The 17,217-nt window shown below is 37.8% G+C and carries 13 protein-coding genes; 1 reads left to right on the forward strand and 12 read right to left on the reverse strand.

Annotated features, from left to right (window positions below):
* Nucleotides 1-11: 11 nt before the first annotated feature.
* The 5 genes from KFE94_00635 to tkt all read right to left on the reverse strand — a co-directional run bounded on the left by KFE94_00635 (nucleotide 12) and on the right by tkt (nucleotide 8,512).
* On the reverse strand, nucleotides 12-4,379 hold the full coding sequence (locus tag KFE94_00635; protein ID UTW66650.1) for a CusA/CzcA family heavy metal efflux RND transporter: 4,368 nt from the start codon (nucleotides 4,377-4,379) through the stop codon (nucleotides 12-14).
* 73 nt (nucleotides 4,380-4,452) lie between these two features.
* Nucleotides 4,453-4,755, reverse strand: a complete 303-nt coding sequence (locus KFE94_00640) for a hypothetical protein (GenBank protein ID UTW66651.1) — start codon at nucleotides 4,753-4,755, stop codon at nucleotides 4,453-4,455.
* A 45-nt stretch (nucleotides 4,756-4,800) separates the two neighbouring features.
* The gene (locus tag KFE94_00645) at nucleotides 4,801-5,421 is read right to left on the reverse strand and encodes a hypothetical protein (protein UTW66652.1); all 621 of its coding nucleotides are present in this window, start codon (nucleotides 5,419-5,421) and stop codon (nucleotides 4,801-4,803) included.
* Between the two features lie 34 nt (nucleotides 5,422-5,455).
* On the reverse strand, nucleotides 5,456-6,454 hold the full coding sequence (gap, locus tag KFE94_00650) for a type I glyceraldehyde-3-phosphate dehydrogenase (GenBank protein UTW66653.1): 999 nt from the start codon (nucleotides 6,452-6,454) through the stop codon (nucleotides 5,456-5,458).
* Between the two features lie 63 nt (nucleotides 6,455-6,517).
* Complete coding sequence (gene tkt / locus KFE94_00655) at nucleotides 6,518-8,512, reverse strand: transketolase (GenBank protein ID UTW66654.1); 1,995 nt, start codon at nucleotides 8,510-8,512, stop codon at nucleotides 6,518-6,520.
* A 270-nt stretch (nucleotides 8,513-8,782) separates the two neighbouring features.
* Here tkt and KFE94_00660 point away from each other — a divergent pair, with 270 nt between their 5' ends.
* Nucleotides 8,783-11,488 carry a T9SS type A sorting domain-containing protein gene (locus KFE94_00660; protein UTW66655.1) on the forward strand — a complete coding sequence of 902 codons (2,706 nt, stop codon included), beginning with the start codon at nucleotides 8,783-8,785 and terminating at the stop codon, nucleotides 11,486-11,488.
* Between the two features lie 74 nt (nucleotides 11,489-11,562).
* Here KFE94_00660 and KFE94_00665 read toward each other — a convergent pair whose 3' ends face one another.
* From KFE94_00665 to KFE94_00695, 7 genes are all read right to left on the reverse strand, one after another.
* Nucleotides 11,563-12,105 (reverse strand): GNAT family N-acetyltransferase, encoded by a 543-nt coding sequence (locus tag KFE94_00665; protein ID UTW66656.1) that lies wholly within the window; start codon nucleotides 12,103-12,105, stop codon nucleotides 11,563-11,565.
* A gap of 103 nt (nucleotides 12,106-12,208) precedes the next feature.
* Nucleotides 12,209-12,769 carry a DUF2147 domain-containing protein gene (locus KFE94_00670; GenBank protein UTW66657.1) on the reverse strand — a complete coding sequence of 187 codons (561 nt, stop codon included), beginning with the start codon at nucleotides 12,767-12,769 and terminating at the stop codon, nucleotides 12,209-12,211.
* Nucleotides 12,770-12,822: 53 nt separating this feature from the next.
* Nucleotides 12,823-13,656 (reverse strand): hypothetical protein, encoded by an 834-nt coding sequence (locus tag KFE94_00675; protein UTW66658.1) that lies wholly within the window; start codon nucleotides 13,654-13,656, stop codon nucleotides 12,823-12,825.
* The gene (locus KFE94_00680; GenBank protein ID UTW66659.1) at nucleotides 13,646-15,172 is read right to left on the reverse strand and encodes a radical SAM protein; all 1,527 of its coding nucleotides are present in this window, start codon (nucleotides 15,170-15,172) and stop codon (nucleotides 13,646-13,648) included. The genes KFE94_00675 and KFE94_00680 overlap by 11 nt, the downstream gene beginning before the upstream one ends.
* 211 nt (nucleotides 15,173-15,383) lie before the next feature.
* Nucleotides 15,384-15,791 carry a hypothetical protein gene (locus KFE94_00685; GenBank protein UTW66660.1) on the reverse strand — a complete coding sequence of 136 codons (408 nt, stop codon included), beginning with the start codon at nucleotides 15,789-15,791 and terminating at the stop codon, nucleotides 15,384-15,386.
* A gap of 25 nt (nucleotides 15,792-15,816) precedes the next feature.
* Nucleotides 15,817-16,248, reverse strand: a complete 432-nt coding sequence (locus tag KFE94_00690) for an SRPBCC family protein (GenBank protein ID UTW66661.1) — start codon at nucleotides 16,246-16,248, stop codon at nucleotides 15,817-15,819.
* Between the two features lie 4 nt (nucleotides 16,249-16,252).
* The gene (locus KFE94_00695; protein UTW66662.1) at nucleotides 16,253-17,158 is read right to left on the reverse strand and encodes an AraC family transcriptional regulator; all 906 of its coding nucleotides are present in this window, start codon (nucleotides 17,156-17,158) and stop codon (nucleotides 16,253-16,255) included.
* Nucleotides 17,159-17,217 lie beyond the last annotated feature (59 nt).

Here is a 17,217-nt window from a genome sequence, read left to right on the forward strand (position 1 = left end):
TTAATTCTTTTTTACTGAACTCCCAATAGATATTCTAAATTGATAATCGACTGATTATACGCATTTAATGTTTCCAGATAACCGAACTTCATTTGAAGTCCCTGCGTTAAACTCTGGAAGTATTCAATGTATCCAATCCCTCCATTTTCATAGCTTTTTTGCGCGTTTTCAATTAACAAATCAGCCTGTTGCAATGCGGTATGTTTATAATACTTCAAGCTATAATCATATTTCAATACTTGTTGCAGTTGCTTATCGTATTCGTTTTGCAAAACATGAGAATAATAATCGGCTTGCGTTTGTACCATTTCTCTCTGAACATTCTTTGCACGTACATCTGCTTTATATGAGCCAAAGAATATCGGAATAGATATTCCGGCTTGAATCCCTGAAAAACGGTCAGAAGACACTGCTAAATCTCCATTGCTGAGTCTTGAACCATCTAACGACTGATTGAAATATCCGATTTGTAAATCAGGTAAGCTTTTAGCCAATTCTACTTCTTTTTCCGCTTGCGCTATTTCAATTTGTTGCACCACATATTTTAGCATTGGGTTTTGTTGAATTTGCTGTGAATCGGTCAAAGCTGAAAAGTCTCTTTCTTCAAAGATTTTCGGTTCAAATTTCCAGCCAACCGTATCGTGTATCAATGCGCGTAACTGCTCTTCTTCAATGATAATATCCGAATGAATTAAATTCAGATTATTCTTCACTTCCATTGCTTTTGTCTCCGCTGTAACTTTTTCCAAATAGGTGGATGCTTCGGTTTCGTAACGTACATGGGCAGCATAAGCAAACCGTTGAAAAATAGAATCCTGATATTCCAAAAGCTTTTTCTGCTCCAACAAATACGACAATTGATACCAGGATTGTTTGATCTTTTGCTGTAATTCATTTTTAGAAATATCCAGCTGTGCCTGACTTCCTGCAATTCGTTCTTTAGCCAGTTTATTTTGTTTTCCATAAACTGTTGGGAAACTTAAACTCTGATTTAATTCTACTGCAAAATCGTTTCGATAACTATTATACTGCCCGTATCGAAACAACACATTCGTTTTTCCCAGATTCCAGGCTGATTTTTTTCCCAACTCTTCCATTGCTACTCCCTGACGAGCTACAGAAACATTCCCATTACTAGCCAATCCCACTGAAATCACATCTGATAAATCACTTAACACCAAAGAATCAGGTGAGGATTGTGCCATTGAAACTGAAGAGAAAACGGAACAGATCAGAAATACGCCAACACTCTTACGAATTGTAACTTTAAACTGTGTTTTATTTTCCATCCATTTATATAAAATTGGTAATACAAAAAGTGTTAAAAATGTAGCAGTGATCATTCCTCCAATAACTACCGTAGCTAATGGTCTTTGAATTTCAGCTCCGGCCGAGGTTGAAATAGCCATTGGCAAAAAGCCGAATATATCAGTCAATGCAGTCAATAGAATCGGTCTGATTCGTCTCTTTGCTCCAATGCGAATTCGTTCCGATAAACTCAGACTTTGGTCATGTTTGAGTTCATTCCAACCGCTAATCAAAACCAATCCGTTTAATACGGCTACACCAAACAGTACAATAAATCCTACTCCTGCTGAAATACTAAATGGCATATCCCGCAACCATAAGGAGAATATTCCTCCAATAGCAGCCAGAGGAATGGCCATATAAATCATCAATGTTTGTTTTACAGATTGTAGCGCAAAGAAGATCAGGATAAAGATCAAACCCAATGCAGCTGGTACTACCACCTTTAATCTTCCGGTAGCCCGTTCAAAATTTTCAAATGCACCTCCATAACGGATATAATATCCGGGGGGTAACTCCAATTGACTTTCCAGTTTATTTTGAATATCGGTTACCACAGACTTCACATCTCTTCCACGCACATTCACACCTACATATGTTCGTCTATTGGTATTGTCTCTACTGATCTGCATTGGGCCGGAAACATAACTGATTTCCGCTACCTCTTTTAGAGGGATCTGCGCCCCACTTTCCAGATATACATAAAGATTCTTTACATGATCAATTCCATCACGAAAGGATTGATTTAATCTCACAACCATATCAAATCTTCTTTCACCTTCGAATATGACTCCGGCTTTGCTCCCAGCAAATGCCGTTTGAATAATCTCATTTAAATCAGAAACGTTTAATCCGTATTGTGCCAATTTGTAACGATTGTACTTAATCGTAATCTGAGGTAACCCACTGGTGGCTTCTACTTTCATATCCGCTACACCATCAACTGTGGAAATCAAACGCCCCATTTCTTCAGCTTTTACAGCCAGTACGTCTAAATCCTCTCCAAACAACTTCACCGCTACATCTTCACGAACTCCGGTTAAAAGCTCATTGAATCGCATCTCTATAGGTTGTGTAAACTCATAATTTACTCCTGGAATCTGATCTATTTCCGATTTAAGCTCAGCAATCAGCTTTTCCTTAGTCATTCCCGGTCTCCACTCACTTTTAGGTTGAAGAATCGCAAAGCAATCTGCGATATCCATCGGCATAGGGTCCGTAGGAACATCTGCTACACCAATCCGGCTTATGACATGCTCTACTTCAGGAAAATTCTGCTTTACAATCTGCTCCACTTTTGTAGTGGTTTCTATGGTCTCGGACAATGAACTTCCCGGTTTAAGAATCACATGAAAGGCAATATCTCCTTCATCTAATTTAGGAATAAACTCTCCACCCAATTGCATAAAGCTAAATACAGCTAAAGCCAATAAAGTCAAAGCAGAAATAATCATTGCTTTAGAATAATACATCGTTTTCTGAAGCACCTTTTCGTAGGCATTTTCTAAATATTTCACCAACCGATCTCCCGGAGATGGTTGGCTTTTAGGACTTACCTTTAAGAACCATGCTGACATCATGGGCACATAAGTGAGACAAAGGATCATCACACCCATCATCGCAAACATAAAAGTCAATGCCATAGGCTTAAACATCTTCCCTTCTACACCTTGAAGCGCCAGGATTGGAATAAATACGATGAGAATAATTAACTGGCCAAAAAATGCCGAATTCATCATTTTAGAAGAAGATTCGATAGCCACCGCATCTCTGGATTTCGTATCCATTTGATGGTTTTTCACCACCTTTTCATGTAACAGAAATACGGTTCCTTCTACAATGATTACCGCACCATCGATAATAATTCCAAAATCAATGGCTCCTAAACTCATCAGATTGGCCCATACATCAAACACATTCATTAGGATAAATGCAAAAAGTAACGACAATGGAATGGTTGAAGCTACAATCAAACCTCCTCTCCAATTTCCTAAAAGGAACACCAATATAAAGATCACTATAAGCGCCCCTTCAATGAGGTTTGTGCTTACCGTACCGATGGTATTTGAAATTAATCTACTTCGATCTAAAAATGGTTCTATACGCACACCTTCTGGTAAAGATTTCTGAATTTTCTCAACTCTGTTTTTAACCGCTTCAATCACATCATTGGAATTCGCACCCTTCAACATCAAGATCATTCCTCCTACAGCTTCACCCTCACCATCTTTGGTTAATGCGCCATATCTAATCGCCTTCCCATATTGCACAGTAGCCACATCATTAATGGTCAATGGGATATTATTTTCCGTTCTTAAAACGATTTTACGAATATCATCCAGGCTTCTGGCTAACCCTTCCCCACGAATAAAATTGGCCTGATGATTTTTTTCTATATAGGCACCACCCGAATTTTGATTATTAGCTGCTAAGGCTTCAAATACTTCTGACATGGTTACACCCAGGGATTTCAATTTCTCCGGACTCACAGCCACTTCATATTGCTTTATATTTCCTCCAAAGGCGTTTACCTCAACAACACCCGGAACCATGGCCATTTGACGTCTGATAATCCAATCCTGAACGGTTCGCAAATCACTTAAAGAATATTGATCTCGATATTCTTCATCTACCTCTAAAGAATACTGATAGATTTCTCCCAAACCTGTTGAAATTGGGCCGATTTCAGGTGTTCCAAAACCCTCTGGTATTTCTGAAGCCACCTCGGTTAACTTCTCTGCTACCAGTTGTCTGGGTAAATACGTTCCCATATCATCTTCAAAAACAACGGTAACCAGAGAAAGTCCGAATCGAGAGATAGATCTGATTTCTGCTACTCCTGGTAAATTAGACATTGAAACCTCCACCGGATAGGTTACAAATTGTTCAATATCTACGGTTCCCAGATTAGGTGCCTGCGTAATGATTTGCACCTGATTATTGGTAATATCCGGTACGGCATCTATGGGGACTTTGGACATACTCCAAATCCCCATCACAATTATAGCTAGCGTAAACACTCCTATAATTAGCTTATTCCTGATCGAATAAGCGATAATATTATTAATCATAAAATATTCTTTAATTCAACTACAGTTAAGTATTTGCTATCGTTTGGGCATAGCAATCCCTTGAAAAGTTGAATTAAGCCCTAGGCGGCTTGAATAAAGAAGAAACAGGATTTTCTGTTTGAGAACAACGATAAATCGTTTTAATGGTTTGAACGGGTTCTTCTGCTAATGTTTGTTCAAAAGCCATTGGTAATTGAAAGTGTACGTGACAACAGTGACAAAAACATAATGGGGAACATCCATCCGATTCACTATCGTGATTATGTTCATGAGACATTTCCGTATGCACATCATTTTCCACAGATATATCATCTGCACATGGCCACCCTGCCAATGCCAACATATACAATGAAAATATGAATACTATTATTCGCACGTAACAAATGTAATTTGTTTTACCTAAATCTAAAACAAAGAAATACTATGATTTCGTTAATGATCTGATGACGTTTTCATGAAATTTTGAAACAATCATACTATGAAAGTATGGATAGAACTTATCTCTAAAAGTGGATACCCCCTTAAAATATGAACTATGAATAACTTTGGTCTGTCCTGAAGAATGTGGTTCAAATTGAATTTCCTGGATTCCCGCAGTCATTCCATTTTCTATATAACTAAATACAATTTGGAAATTCTCCCGATCAATTTTTACGATCTCCTGCGACATGCACAATTTCTTCAGCCCCAGAATAACTAAATGGATGTAATACACCTGTCCGACTTGCGCCCCTGGAAAATCATCTCCCGGATAATACACCTCTCCGGAGTTTTTATTTAATGCCAAACCAAATGAGACCCATCCACCACTATTCCATGCTATATTGGGGTCTGCTTGAATGTAGTGATCAAAAACTTCAGTAATCCCAGCAGATGCTATGAATTCATCTTGTACTAAACCATGTTGGTCAAAGTTGGAGTCTTTAGGGATGGTAGATTTTAAATCTTTAAAAGATACCACACCAGCGTCCATTTGATCCTGAAGTAGTTTTCTAAGTAACGGAAATTTTAATCGGGATTGATCTATGTCGGATAATTTCATAAAGTCATCGAAAAACTAAATGAAAGTACAAAAACTAAATCGATTGGCACATTTTGACTGTTAAATCCGCCATTCGCGCGGCATAACCTGATTCATTATCATACCAACTCGTGATCTTTACCAATCGGTCCTGAACTTGCGTAAGTGGTGCATCATAGATGGATGAATATTTATTTCCTACGATATCACTTGATACAATTGGGTCTTCATTGTATTGTAAAATCCCTTTGTATTGGTTTTGTGCGCTTTCTTTAAACGCAGCATTGACCTCCTCTACTGTTACATCTTTTTCAATGATACAAGTCAATTCAATTAACGACCCGGTAACCACAGGTACTCTAAGTGCACTCGCATGTAGTTTACCTTTTAACTCCGGAAGTACCACACCAACTGCTGTAGCCGCACCTGTCGTGGTCGGGATAATGTTTTGTGCAGCCGCACGTGCACGTCTTAAATCCGAATGTGGCGCATCTTGCAGTCTCTGATCTGCAGTATATCCATGGGTTGTTGTGATAAACCCATGGGAAATACCCCATTTCTCATTCACCAATTGGACTACGGGAGCCAAACAATTGGTGGTACAAGAAGCATTGGAAATCAAGTCTATCTCAGGAGTTAAAATCTCATCGTTCACACCTAAAACCACGAACGGTACATTTCCACTCTTGGCGGGTGCTGAAATTACCACTTTTTTAGCTCCTGCTTCAATGTGCTTACGTGCTTTTTCCTCTGTTCTAAAAACTCCTGTACATTCTAAAACCAAATCTACCTCTTGAGTTTTCCATGGCAACTGATCCGGATCACTGATCTGGGTATAAGAGATTCTTTCCTCTCCGATATACAATGTGTTTTCATCTGACTTTACCTCTTCCGGGTAAATGCCATGAGCAGTATCATATTTAAAAAGGTGCGCAATGGTTTTACTATCAGATAAATCGTTTACCGCAACAATTTTCACTTCAGAATTCGCTAATAAATTGCGCAAGGTCAATCTACCAATTCTTCCCATTCCATTTATCGCAACCCTTTTCATACTTCTCCTATATTTTGAAGCACAGAAACGCATGTTTCTGTGCTTTATTATTTTGCTTTAATCTTAAACTCGATCCATCACTTCCTTCACTACATTTTCCGCAGTGATTCCGAACTTCTCATATAATACTTTATACGGTGCAGAAGCTCCAAAAGTGTCCATACCTACAATACCACCGTTCATTCCAACGTATTTGTACCATGGCATAGTTGATCCTGCTTCAACCGCTACACGATTGATACAAGATGCCGGTAAAACTTCATTTTTGTATTCTGACGATTGCTTTTCGAATAAATCCATTGATGGAACAGAAACGACTCTTACTTTAACACCTTTAGCATTTAAAGTTTCTTTCGCTTCTAATGCGATTTCAACCTCCGAACCTGATGCTAAAATAATTGCAGTATATCCTTCATCCTCAGTTAAAACATACGCTCCTTTTGCAGTATGCTCCGCAGAAGCGTAGGTTCCATTACTACGATCTAATACAGGTAAATTTTGACGTGTTAACACCAATGAAGTTGGACCTGTAGTATTCTCTAATGCCAATTTCCAGGCTTGTGCCGTTTCATCTGCACACATAGGGCGAATCACTGACATATTCGGAATCGATCTTAAAGAAACCAAATGAGACTCCGGTTGGTGTGTAGGGCCATCTTCTCCTAAACCAATAGAATCGTGCGTCAATACGTAAATCGCCTGAACATTCATCAACGCAGCCATACGCATAGCTGGACGCATATAATCTGAAAATACGAAGAACGTACCCGCATAAGGAATTACCCCTCCATGTAAGTTCATTCCATTCATAATCGCTCCCATCGCGTGCTCTCTAATACCATAGTGCACATATCTTCCTTCTCTGTTATCCGGAGTGAAAGCTGTTTCCGACTTAGGGAATGTTTTATTTGATGGGCTTAAATCTGCCGAACCACCAATTAATGCCGGAATTTTTTCGGCTACCGCATTTAATACATCACCTGATGCTCCACGGGTTGCTACAGATTTTCCTGCTTCAAACTGTGGTAAATCTAAATCTGAGTAATCTGCATCTCCTGAAATCAACGCATTTAATTGTCTACCTAGCTCCGGATATAAGTTTCCGTAATTAGATAATTGCATATTCCATTCTTCTTCCGCTTCAATTCCTTCATCGCCTGATTCTTTACAGAATGTGGCCACTTCTTCCGAAACATAGAAATCTTCTAATGGTAAGCCAATGGCTTTTTTAGTAATTTCTAACTCCTCTGCTCCTAATGGCTCACCATGCGCTGAAGATGTACCTGCTTTTTTAGGACTACCAAAACCAATGGTTGTCTTACAAGCGATAATTGATGGTTTTTCTGTTTCCTCTTTCGCAATGTCAATCGCCTTATCTACAGCATCTAAATCATGTCCATCACAAGATTGTACATGCCAGCCGTAAGACTCAAAACGTTTTAAGGTATCCTCAGAAAAACTCAAGTTGGTATCTCCATCAATCGTAATATTATTGTCATCATATAATACAACCAACTTACCTAGTTTATGGTGTCCTGCTAAAGAACATGCTTCATGAGAGATTCCTTCTTCTAAATCTCCATCACCTACAAATACATAAGTAAAGTGATCGATGATTTGATTATCTTCCTGATTAAACCTTCCAGCTAAAGATGCTTCTGCCATAGCCATACCTACCGCATTCGCAATTCCTTGTCCCAAAGGACCTGTAGTTGTTTCCACACCAGGAGTAATATGATTTTCCGGGTGTCCAGGAGTTTTACTTCCCCACTGACGGAAATCTTTTAAATCATCAATAGTTAAATCATATCCATACAGGTGTAGCAAACTATAAATCAACATACTTCCGTGTCCATTAGAAAGTACAAATCTGTCGCGATTAAACCACTTTGGATTTGACGGATTATGATTTAAGTGATTGGTCCATAATACTGCTGCAATATCAGCCATTCCCATAGGCATTCCCGGATGTCCTGAATTTGCTCTCTGAACCCCGTCCATAGACAATCCACGAATAATTTTAGCTGTTTCAGCAATCATATTTTTTGTTGATGACATGTGAAGATTTTAATGTTATAAATATGGGGGGCAAATTTAATAGTTTAACCGTGATTTACGGATGTAATGTTTTCACAATTTCATACGATTTACAAACATATTGGGCCTGAATTACGTAAATACCAATTGGAAATCATTTTTTAATCTTTTAGTAATTATTTAATGTTCACAAAACGTAGTATAACTTCACAAAAATTAGATTTATGCTGAAATACTTTTTTGACTATATTTGGGACATTAACTATATGTTCTAAATAAATCAGTTTTAATATGAAAAAACAATTACTCTTTGCACTTGCTACTGCTGTAACGGTGGGTAGTTATGCACAGACCAGTACTCCGGACATGAATGGAGTAAACATTGCAATGCCGTATACCAAGAAAATGATCGTTGGTAACGAGCAAGGGCCTGTAAACAGAGCTTCTGGAGGTGGTAATTCTATTGCGACTTCTAGTAACGGTACTACAATCGGTACAACCACTTACGATCTTCAAACAAATGGTTCTGTACAAAACAGATTAGTAAAACATGCTGACGGAACTATTTCTGCTGTTTGGACTTATTCTAATGCTTATAGTCTTGCTGCTCCAGATCGTGGAACAGGATATAACTATTATAACGGTACTGCATGGGGAGCTGCTCCAACTGCACGTATCGAATCTGAACGTGGTGGATGGCCATCTATGTTAGGTGTAAACGGTGGTGAGGTAAATTCACTTCATAACACTGCTTCTGGTCCAATTACTATGAACAAAAGAGCCACTAAAGGTACTGGTTCATGGACTGAAACAGATATCGTTATTCCAAACAACAGTACGGATTTGATCTGGAACAGATCAGCTGTTGGTGGACCAAACGGACAAACTATTCACATGGTAGCGGTTACTGCTCCTGTAGCTAACCAGGGTACTTTATACCAGGGGCTGGATGGTGCTCTAGTATACTTCAGATCTTTAGATGGTGGGGTAACATGGGATCAACAAGGTGTGGTTTTACCAGGTATGACTTCAAATGAATTTGTTGGTTTTAGTGGTGATTCTTATTCAATCATGGCTAAAGGAAATACAGTTGTAATCGCTGTATTCGAAGACTGGGCAGATTCTTTCATCATGAAATCTACTGATAACGGTAACACCTGGACAAAAACTTTATTTATCGATTTCCCTCTTGATATGTATGTTGCAAATCAAGCTGGTGGTTCTGACGTTGACGGTGATGGTAATGCGGATACATTAACCACTACTGATAACGCTGGTGCGTTGGTAATTGATAACAACGGTATGGCTCACGTATTTTATGGTAACATGAGAGTATTAGATGCGGATTTAACTGATGCAGGTACTACTTTCTTCCCATATACTAACGGGTTAAAATACTGGAATGAAAACATGCCAGCGGATAGCGCACAATTCATTGCCTGGGCAGAAGATTTAGATAACGATGGTCAGGTAGCGAATACTAACGAGACTAATATTGCACAATATTTTACTTCATTGGCTTCTTTCCCAAATGCATCTATGGATGCTAACGGTGCGATCTACGTAACTTACTCTGCTTATATGGAGACTTTAAGTAACGGAGACCAAAGTTACAGACACATCTATTTAGTAAAGAGTGATGATGGTGGTTGTACATGGAACCAATTCGAAGACATGACTCCAAACGATAACTTCGCAGAGTGCGTATTCCCTTCTATTGCGGATATTACTGATGATAGTGTAAGATTCATTTATCAAGAAGATATCGAGCCAGGTTTAGCCGTTCGTGGTGACGAAGACGCTTATGGTGATAATAACATCGTTTATATCGCTGTTCATAAAAACTCTTTGAGTTCAACTACTTTAAACTGTGTAACATGGGTTGAAGGTGATACTGCTTTCTGTCCTGGTGCTAATGCAGTATTTGAAGCAAGCTGCGGTACTTCTTATGCATGGTCTACTGGTGCAACTACTGCAACTGAGACGATTACGTCATTTGGTACTTTTACTGTTGATATTACTACTTCTTGTGGTACAACAAATACACATACAATTACAACTGCACAACCAACTAATCCTCCGACAATCGTTAAAAACGGAGATGAATTCATTTGTGGTGGTGGTACTGCAACTCTTGGTGTAGATCCAGTTACTGGTGGTTCTTATTTATGGTCTACTGGTGCAACTTCTATTACAACAACTATTAATGCTGCAGGTACATATACTGTAACAGTAACGAATTGTGGAGGTACTTCTACTGAAACTTTCACTATTACTACTGAGCCAACTCCGGCTAATACTGTAAATGCAATTGGTCAAACTACTTTCTGTGAAGGTAGCGGATCTTTAGTTTTAAGTGCACTTGAAGGTTCTTCATGGTTATGGTCAAACGGAGCAACTACACAGTCTATTACTTTGAACTCTGCTTCTGAATCTGGATCATATACTTGTGATATTTCAAACTCTTGTGGTGATATGGTAACTTCTTCTGCTGTTACTGTAACTATTCATCCACAACCTGCAACTCCAGTAGTAACTTATTCTGGTAGCGGTGTATATACATCTGATGCAACTAGTGGAAACCAATGGTACTTAGATGGAAACATCGTTCCTGGTGCGACTGACCAAACTTTTAACGCTACAGATTATCAAGGTTCTACCGTATCTGTAATCGTTACAAATTCTGATGGTTGTACTTCTGAAGCTTCTGCAGGTGCTGTAGTTGGTTTAACTGAAATCAAAAACACATTAAACAACGTAAATGTGTATCCTAATCCAAACAATGGATTATTTGATGTAAACTTCAACGCAGCTGTAGCTGGTACTTACGAAATCAAAGTTTCTAATGTTGTAGGTCAAACTCTAGTAAGAAAAACTGTTAGCGTTTCTGGAAACATGAAAGTTAACATGGATGTGACGAACTTCAACACTGGATTATATTTTGTAACTATCGCTAGTGAAGGCGAAGAAAACGTTTACAAATTAATTGTTGAATAATATTCAGATTTATTGAACATAGAAAGGGCGGCAAATAATTTTGCCGCCCTTTTTTGTTTTAAACAATTATATCTCTAATCCACATTTAAAGTCATTGACTTATAACCATACGATTTACCCTCAATCCTAAACATATCCTGTACATCGCTTAATAAATAGAACCCTAATTTTTCATACACACGAATCGCTGGACTATTGATACCTAAAACATCTAAATCCAACCAACTTATACTTGAATCGTTTTTACAATAGTCTATTACAAAATGAAGTAATTGCTGTCCAATCTTTAAGTTTCTGAAATTTCGATCTGTTCCCATGCCCAGCACTACTCTATGCGCTGTATTGGGTTCTTTACGCAAACGAATATCAATATGCCCTACAATTTGATTGTCTTGATTTATGGCCACCCAAAGTTTTCGCCAGCCTATTTCTCCTCTCTTTTTATCAAATCCTTCTCTGAATTTTTTTGCCCACTCATTTGTAAACTTTGATTGTTCTTTAGAGAGTGGTAGAAAAAACAAATCATTATCTCCATTTTCAGATAAATGAACACTTAAGTAATCCAGGAAATCCTTAAGATCTTCTTTACTTAGCTCCTCTATTCGTATTGCGTGCATTGTTATATTTCCAGTTTAGAGTTTCTTCATACTCAGGAGCTGTTAAAAATACATCTCCCAAATGGATTTTAGATATAAAACCATCCTAACATTTACTTCTGGATTAGGGAGTCTTGCTAATATCCTTATACTCCTTGCGTTTCCAAATCTCCGTATACGGATAACCATCCATCGTCATTTTTACCTGTAGTGTATCCCCTTCTAAAGTAAATTCAGCAGAATACTTTTTATCTCCAGGCATGTAGATATTTCCATTGGAATATTTTCCATTTGCATATGTAATCCCATCTAAAAAATAATCCTCTTCGTTTCCCTGTGCTTCGTATTCTGAATTCCCATCATTGTAATAATGCATTTTTCCAATGTACTCGTCTTTATACTTTAGTATTTCATAGATCGCCATATAATAATCATTCTTTACTTCCCAGATTCCAATAATACTATCCCCCGGGCTAGTGCCTAAAATTGTTGATTTCACTTGCTCCGTTAGGCGCTCTTCCTCTGCATTTGTGGTATCCATAACTTCTTGATTTGATTCTATTTCTGTTTTTATCTCAGTGATACTCTCTGCCACCAATTGTTCTTTATGCCTTTGCTTTTCTCCTTTACAAGCAGTAAATGAGAATATCAACAGACCTATTACGATAAAGATTTTTGTGTTCATATTTTCCTTTTTATGATTTGAATTATTTGTAAAACTTGCTTAGATCAATGCAATTAGGGTACGATGTTTTTAATACGCTTTGAAATTTCTGAAAGGCGCAACCAATGTTGATAATATAAAGGGAGGCTCACCACACTTTCAATGTATTGATAGACATACATTATGAGGGCAAATAAAGCGCCATATTGGACTCCTTCGCTCGCTGAAAAGTAAATGGTAATGATGAGTAAAATCATCATGATCAACCAACTAATCGAATAGTTTATGGTTTCGATATCAGACAGTTTTATATTCCACCTCATCAACTTTAACAAATGAAATCGTAATCCTGATTGCTGGTTAGATCGAATGACATCAACCTGAGACTCCAGCTCATTATTAAATTTATGATTATAATCCAGGGTCCGCCCCCCACTTAATACATAAATAAATAACACTACTGCTCCGGTTACCAAAGCACCAAGAAATGTATTCCAGCTCAAAAAAGCTAAAATCGTCATTACACCAATTAATCCTATACTGTGTTGAACAATCATGGGTAATTCATTTTCAGCAAACCGCACCATTTCAGCCAACATATTCAGGCGGGCAGTTTTTAAAGAGTGTTTTTCTTTTGGAATGAACTTTAACACGATCGTACTAATTCTGATATAAATCTTAGCATAAAATCGGGAATCAAAATACCTTCGAAATCCTCCCATAATAATCAGTAATCCGCCTAGCAGTCCCAGGTTCCATATTCCTGACAAGTTTTTATGGAGCATTCCATCAATAGCCTGACCAATGAAATATGGAAATAAGACACCCAATAAAGCTTCAACAATGATGATTAAAATAGTAAACCCTAATCGCCATCGAAACTGATATATAATCTCTCTAATATCCATACAAGTAGTTTAAAACGAGTTCAGAATATAAAATGCTCCATAGGGATAAGACAATCCACAGAATGGTAATCACCCAAAACATGATAGGGTCTTCATCTCTGCTGTAACTATCCATGAAAAAGGTATATCTGGTTTTAATCCCATGGAAACTCCAGAAGAGAAATAACGCGGCAAAATAGAAATTGAAATGTTCATACCATAAAGCCACAGGTAATAGCAGCAAAGCGATAAATGTTTTCCATTTCGTTTCTTTTTTACTTACTGTTTTAGAAATTGCAGATAATTCCGGTTGAGGTTCATCCTTTTTTTTTACTCCTTCTCTTTTTTCTCTATTCCACTTTTCTGAAGTCTGATAGACTTCCCAGGTCCCCATTTCCAATTCTAACGGACTCATTTTAGCGGGTTGAAATACCGCGTGCGAACCATCATATTTAGACCAGTCTTTCGTTAAAATACGCCCCTCCGTATCTAATTTATTAAAAGTCTCTGAACCCGGAAACGGGATCATTAAATGCGGATATACCACATCAATATCTATGTCCTTTATAAAATCTAAAGTTTGATCAAAAATTCGGTGGTCATGAGCATCAAATCCAAAAAGGAAATCTCCTACCACCTCAATTCCATAGCTTTTTACAATTTCGACATATTCTTTTATCTGATTGGGCTTCACAAACGTTTTTCCTTGTTCTTTTAACGCTTCTTCGGATGGTGTTTCTATTCCAAACAATAAAGTCTTCACACCCGCCTCTTGTGCGGCTGCCAATAGATCTTTGTTCTTCGCAATCAAAACCGTGGTCTCCCCGTAAAAATTCATGTTTAAGGGAGCTAATGCTTTAAACAATTCCATGGCATATCTCTTATTCTGCGTCAGGTTATCAGAATGCAATTCAACCCATTCCACACCAAGCTTTTTCAGTTCTTTTAGTTCTGCAACAATATGTGGAATGGGACGTAAAGAAAATTTATCAAAGAATTGGTGGACCAAACAAAAATCACAATGCATTGGACATCCTCTACTCACCACAACCGACCAGGTCCAATTGTATTCCGAAACCGAAATTATATCGGTCGGATACGGTTTCAATTCTGCCAAATCCAATTGAGACGTTCGTTTGTAGGACTTCTTTAAAGTATTGTGTGCGATATCTTTAAAAATATCTTCCCATAGCCCCTCAGATTCACCAAGAATCAAAGTATCTGCATTTTCAGCAGCTTCATCTTGAAAAAAGAATGTGTGTAATCCACCTAATATGGTCACCTTTCCCTTTTTACTAAAAGCTTCTGTGATTTCATAAGCTCTGTACGCATCAGGCGTTGACATAAAAACAGCCACTACATCCGCATTTGAATCCAAATTGGTTTTCATACCAATGGTTTCATCGCACATCTCAATCTCTATACCCTGAGGCATGGCTGCAGCTGCGGAGAATATGTTTTGGGGCGGACCACCGGTTTCAGCTTTATACTCCGAATAAGAACTTCCGGCAGAGGCTTTAATCAAATATATTTTCATGGTCATAAGGCTTTTAAATTCAGTGTAATTCGAATAACCAGATTTAAATCCGGTGAATTACAGTACGAACTTACATTTGATTCATCAGAAACTTTTTGACCTAAATCAAGAAGTGCCTTATGACCTGATATTTCTTTCCGTTTTAGAAAAATGCTTGATTACATAGGCCCCGGGTTAATCGCAATAAAGATTCCTACTTTAAACCTCTATCTCATTTTAGGGTAGATAACTTCCCTCCTAGCCAAGCCATTGGAATATATGCCAATAGAAGATCGGTAACTACAAACCACGTTGGAGCAGGAATCATATTGGCAGCCACAATACCTCCAATTAAAAATATACCTCCCATTCCCATCGCAAACGCCATCTTATGATTTTTAGCGATCAAGCTTACAGACCATGCCCCGGCAAGGGTTCCCAAAGCATGCGCTAAAAATGGAAATATAAAATACTTAAAACTCAGTGTGGGCATCACTCGTTTTAAATCTTCAAGATTATTCGGATCAATACCAACTATTGGAAAGGTATTGTGTCCTAATTTGATCAATGCAAAATTCAAAGCATGCCCAATTAATAATCCAATGATAACGGCTAAAATGTTTCTTAAAATAGTTTTCATGACTTGTTTCGTTCTGGAGAATAATTTATTGTTCTGCGTATTTCTTAAATGCGGTCATGTACTTTATAGACTGCTTTTTAAACATAGGCTTTAATGCAAATCCCAACCACTTCATTATACCCTTTAACTCCATGGTGGTGTGACTTGTTTGCTTCACCAGATTTTCAGATACCTGTTCAAAAATTAATTCTACAATATTCTGTCCCATTTTACTATCGTAAGCAAACTTGATTTGATTCGGAAGATTTTGTTCTACGATAGATTCTATGATCACCATTTCCTTATTGTTGAACAAATAATTCAGATTTCGCTTAGATCCAACCTTTCCAAATTGTCCATCAATTTGTTCTGTGTTTTGCAAGCCTTCGGTCCATTCTTTGGCTCCATCCGGAGCAATAATTTTCTCTGCTACATGGCTTAATGAACCATTAATTTCGTTGGATAAGGTATATTTCATCACATTACTTTTTGATCTCTTTTACCGGAATGCAGAAGTCTAAATCAAAATAATCCCAATTCAATACATGCTCCCGATCTCTGAAAACTTCTAATCCGGGAAGATGTTCAGGTTCATAAGAGCTATTGATCAACCAATGATTAAACATAAAATTAATTGCGGTAGCCACTTTATTAAAATCACCCGAAACTGTCGTTACCGCATATTTACATTTAGGCAACACCTTAGTTTCGATACCACCACCCTTTTGTACCACAAAATCATGAGGTATGGTGATACATACCTCATAAGTATATTTCTCTTTGGGAGTCACATACGGGTCATCTTTTGACATTCCAAATATGGTTCCTGTCTCAAACAGTCCCTGACTTTTAGCCCACTCTATGATTTCTGAATATACTTTCAAAACAACACCTTCTTTAAAAGAATCTTTGACTCGGATAAAGGCAATTTTCCGTTGTGGAAATTCTTCAATCCTCACCGGGAAATCGTTTTTAAACTCCTCTGCATTCTCCGAACAATAATATTGATCTATATCGTGCAATTCTTTGCGAATCTTGCTATTCTCTATCGCACCACCATTTCTGTAGATACTGGGTGCACATCCAAAATACTGTTTGAAAGACCTGGACAAAGTCGCAGGTGAGGAAAAGCCACATTCATAGGAAATCTGAGCAATGGAATCCTTAGAGAACTTCAGTAATCGGGCTACTTTTTCTAATCGCACACGATTCGTATAATCAAACACTGATTCTCCAGTAACTGCTGTAAAAATTCTATGAAAATGATAGGATGAAAAAAATGAAACCGAAGCCAATTCATCCAGCGAAATTGACCGATCTAAATTATTGTTGACATAGTCCATAGCCAGATTCATCCGGCTTTGATATATTTCGTTTGATGTACCCAATTTGATTCTTTAAACATGTTACAGATGGTTAAAGGTACATTTCTTGGGGATATGTCATA

The sequence above is a fragment of the bacterium SCSIO 12643 genome (genome assembly GCA_024398135.1).
Taxonomy (GTDB): Bacteria; Bacteroidota; Bacteroidia; order Flavobacteriales_G; family Salibacteraceae; genus CAJXZP01.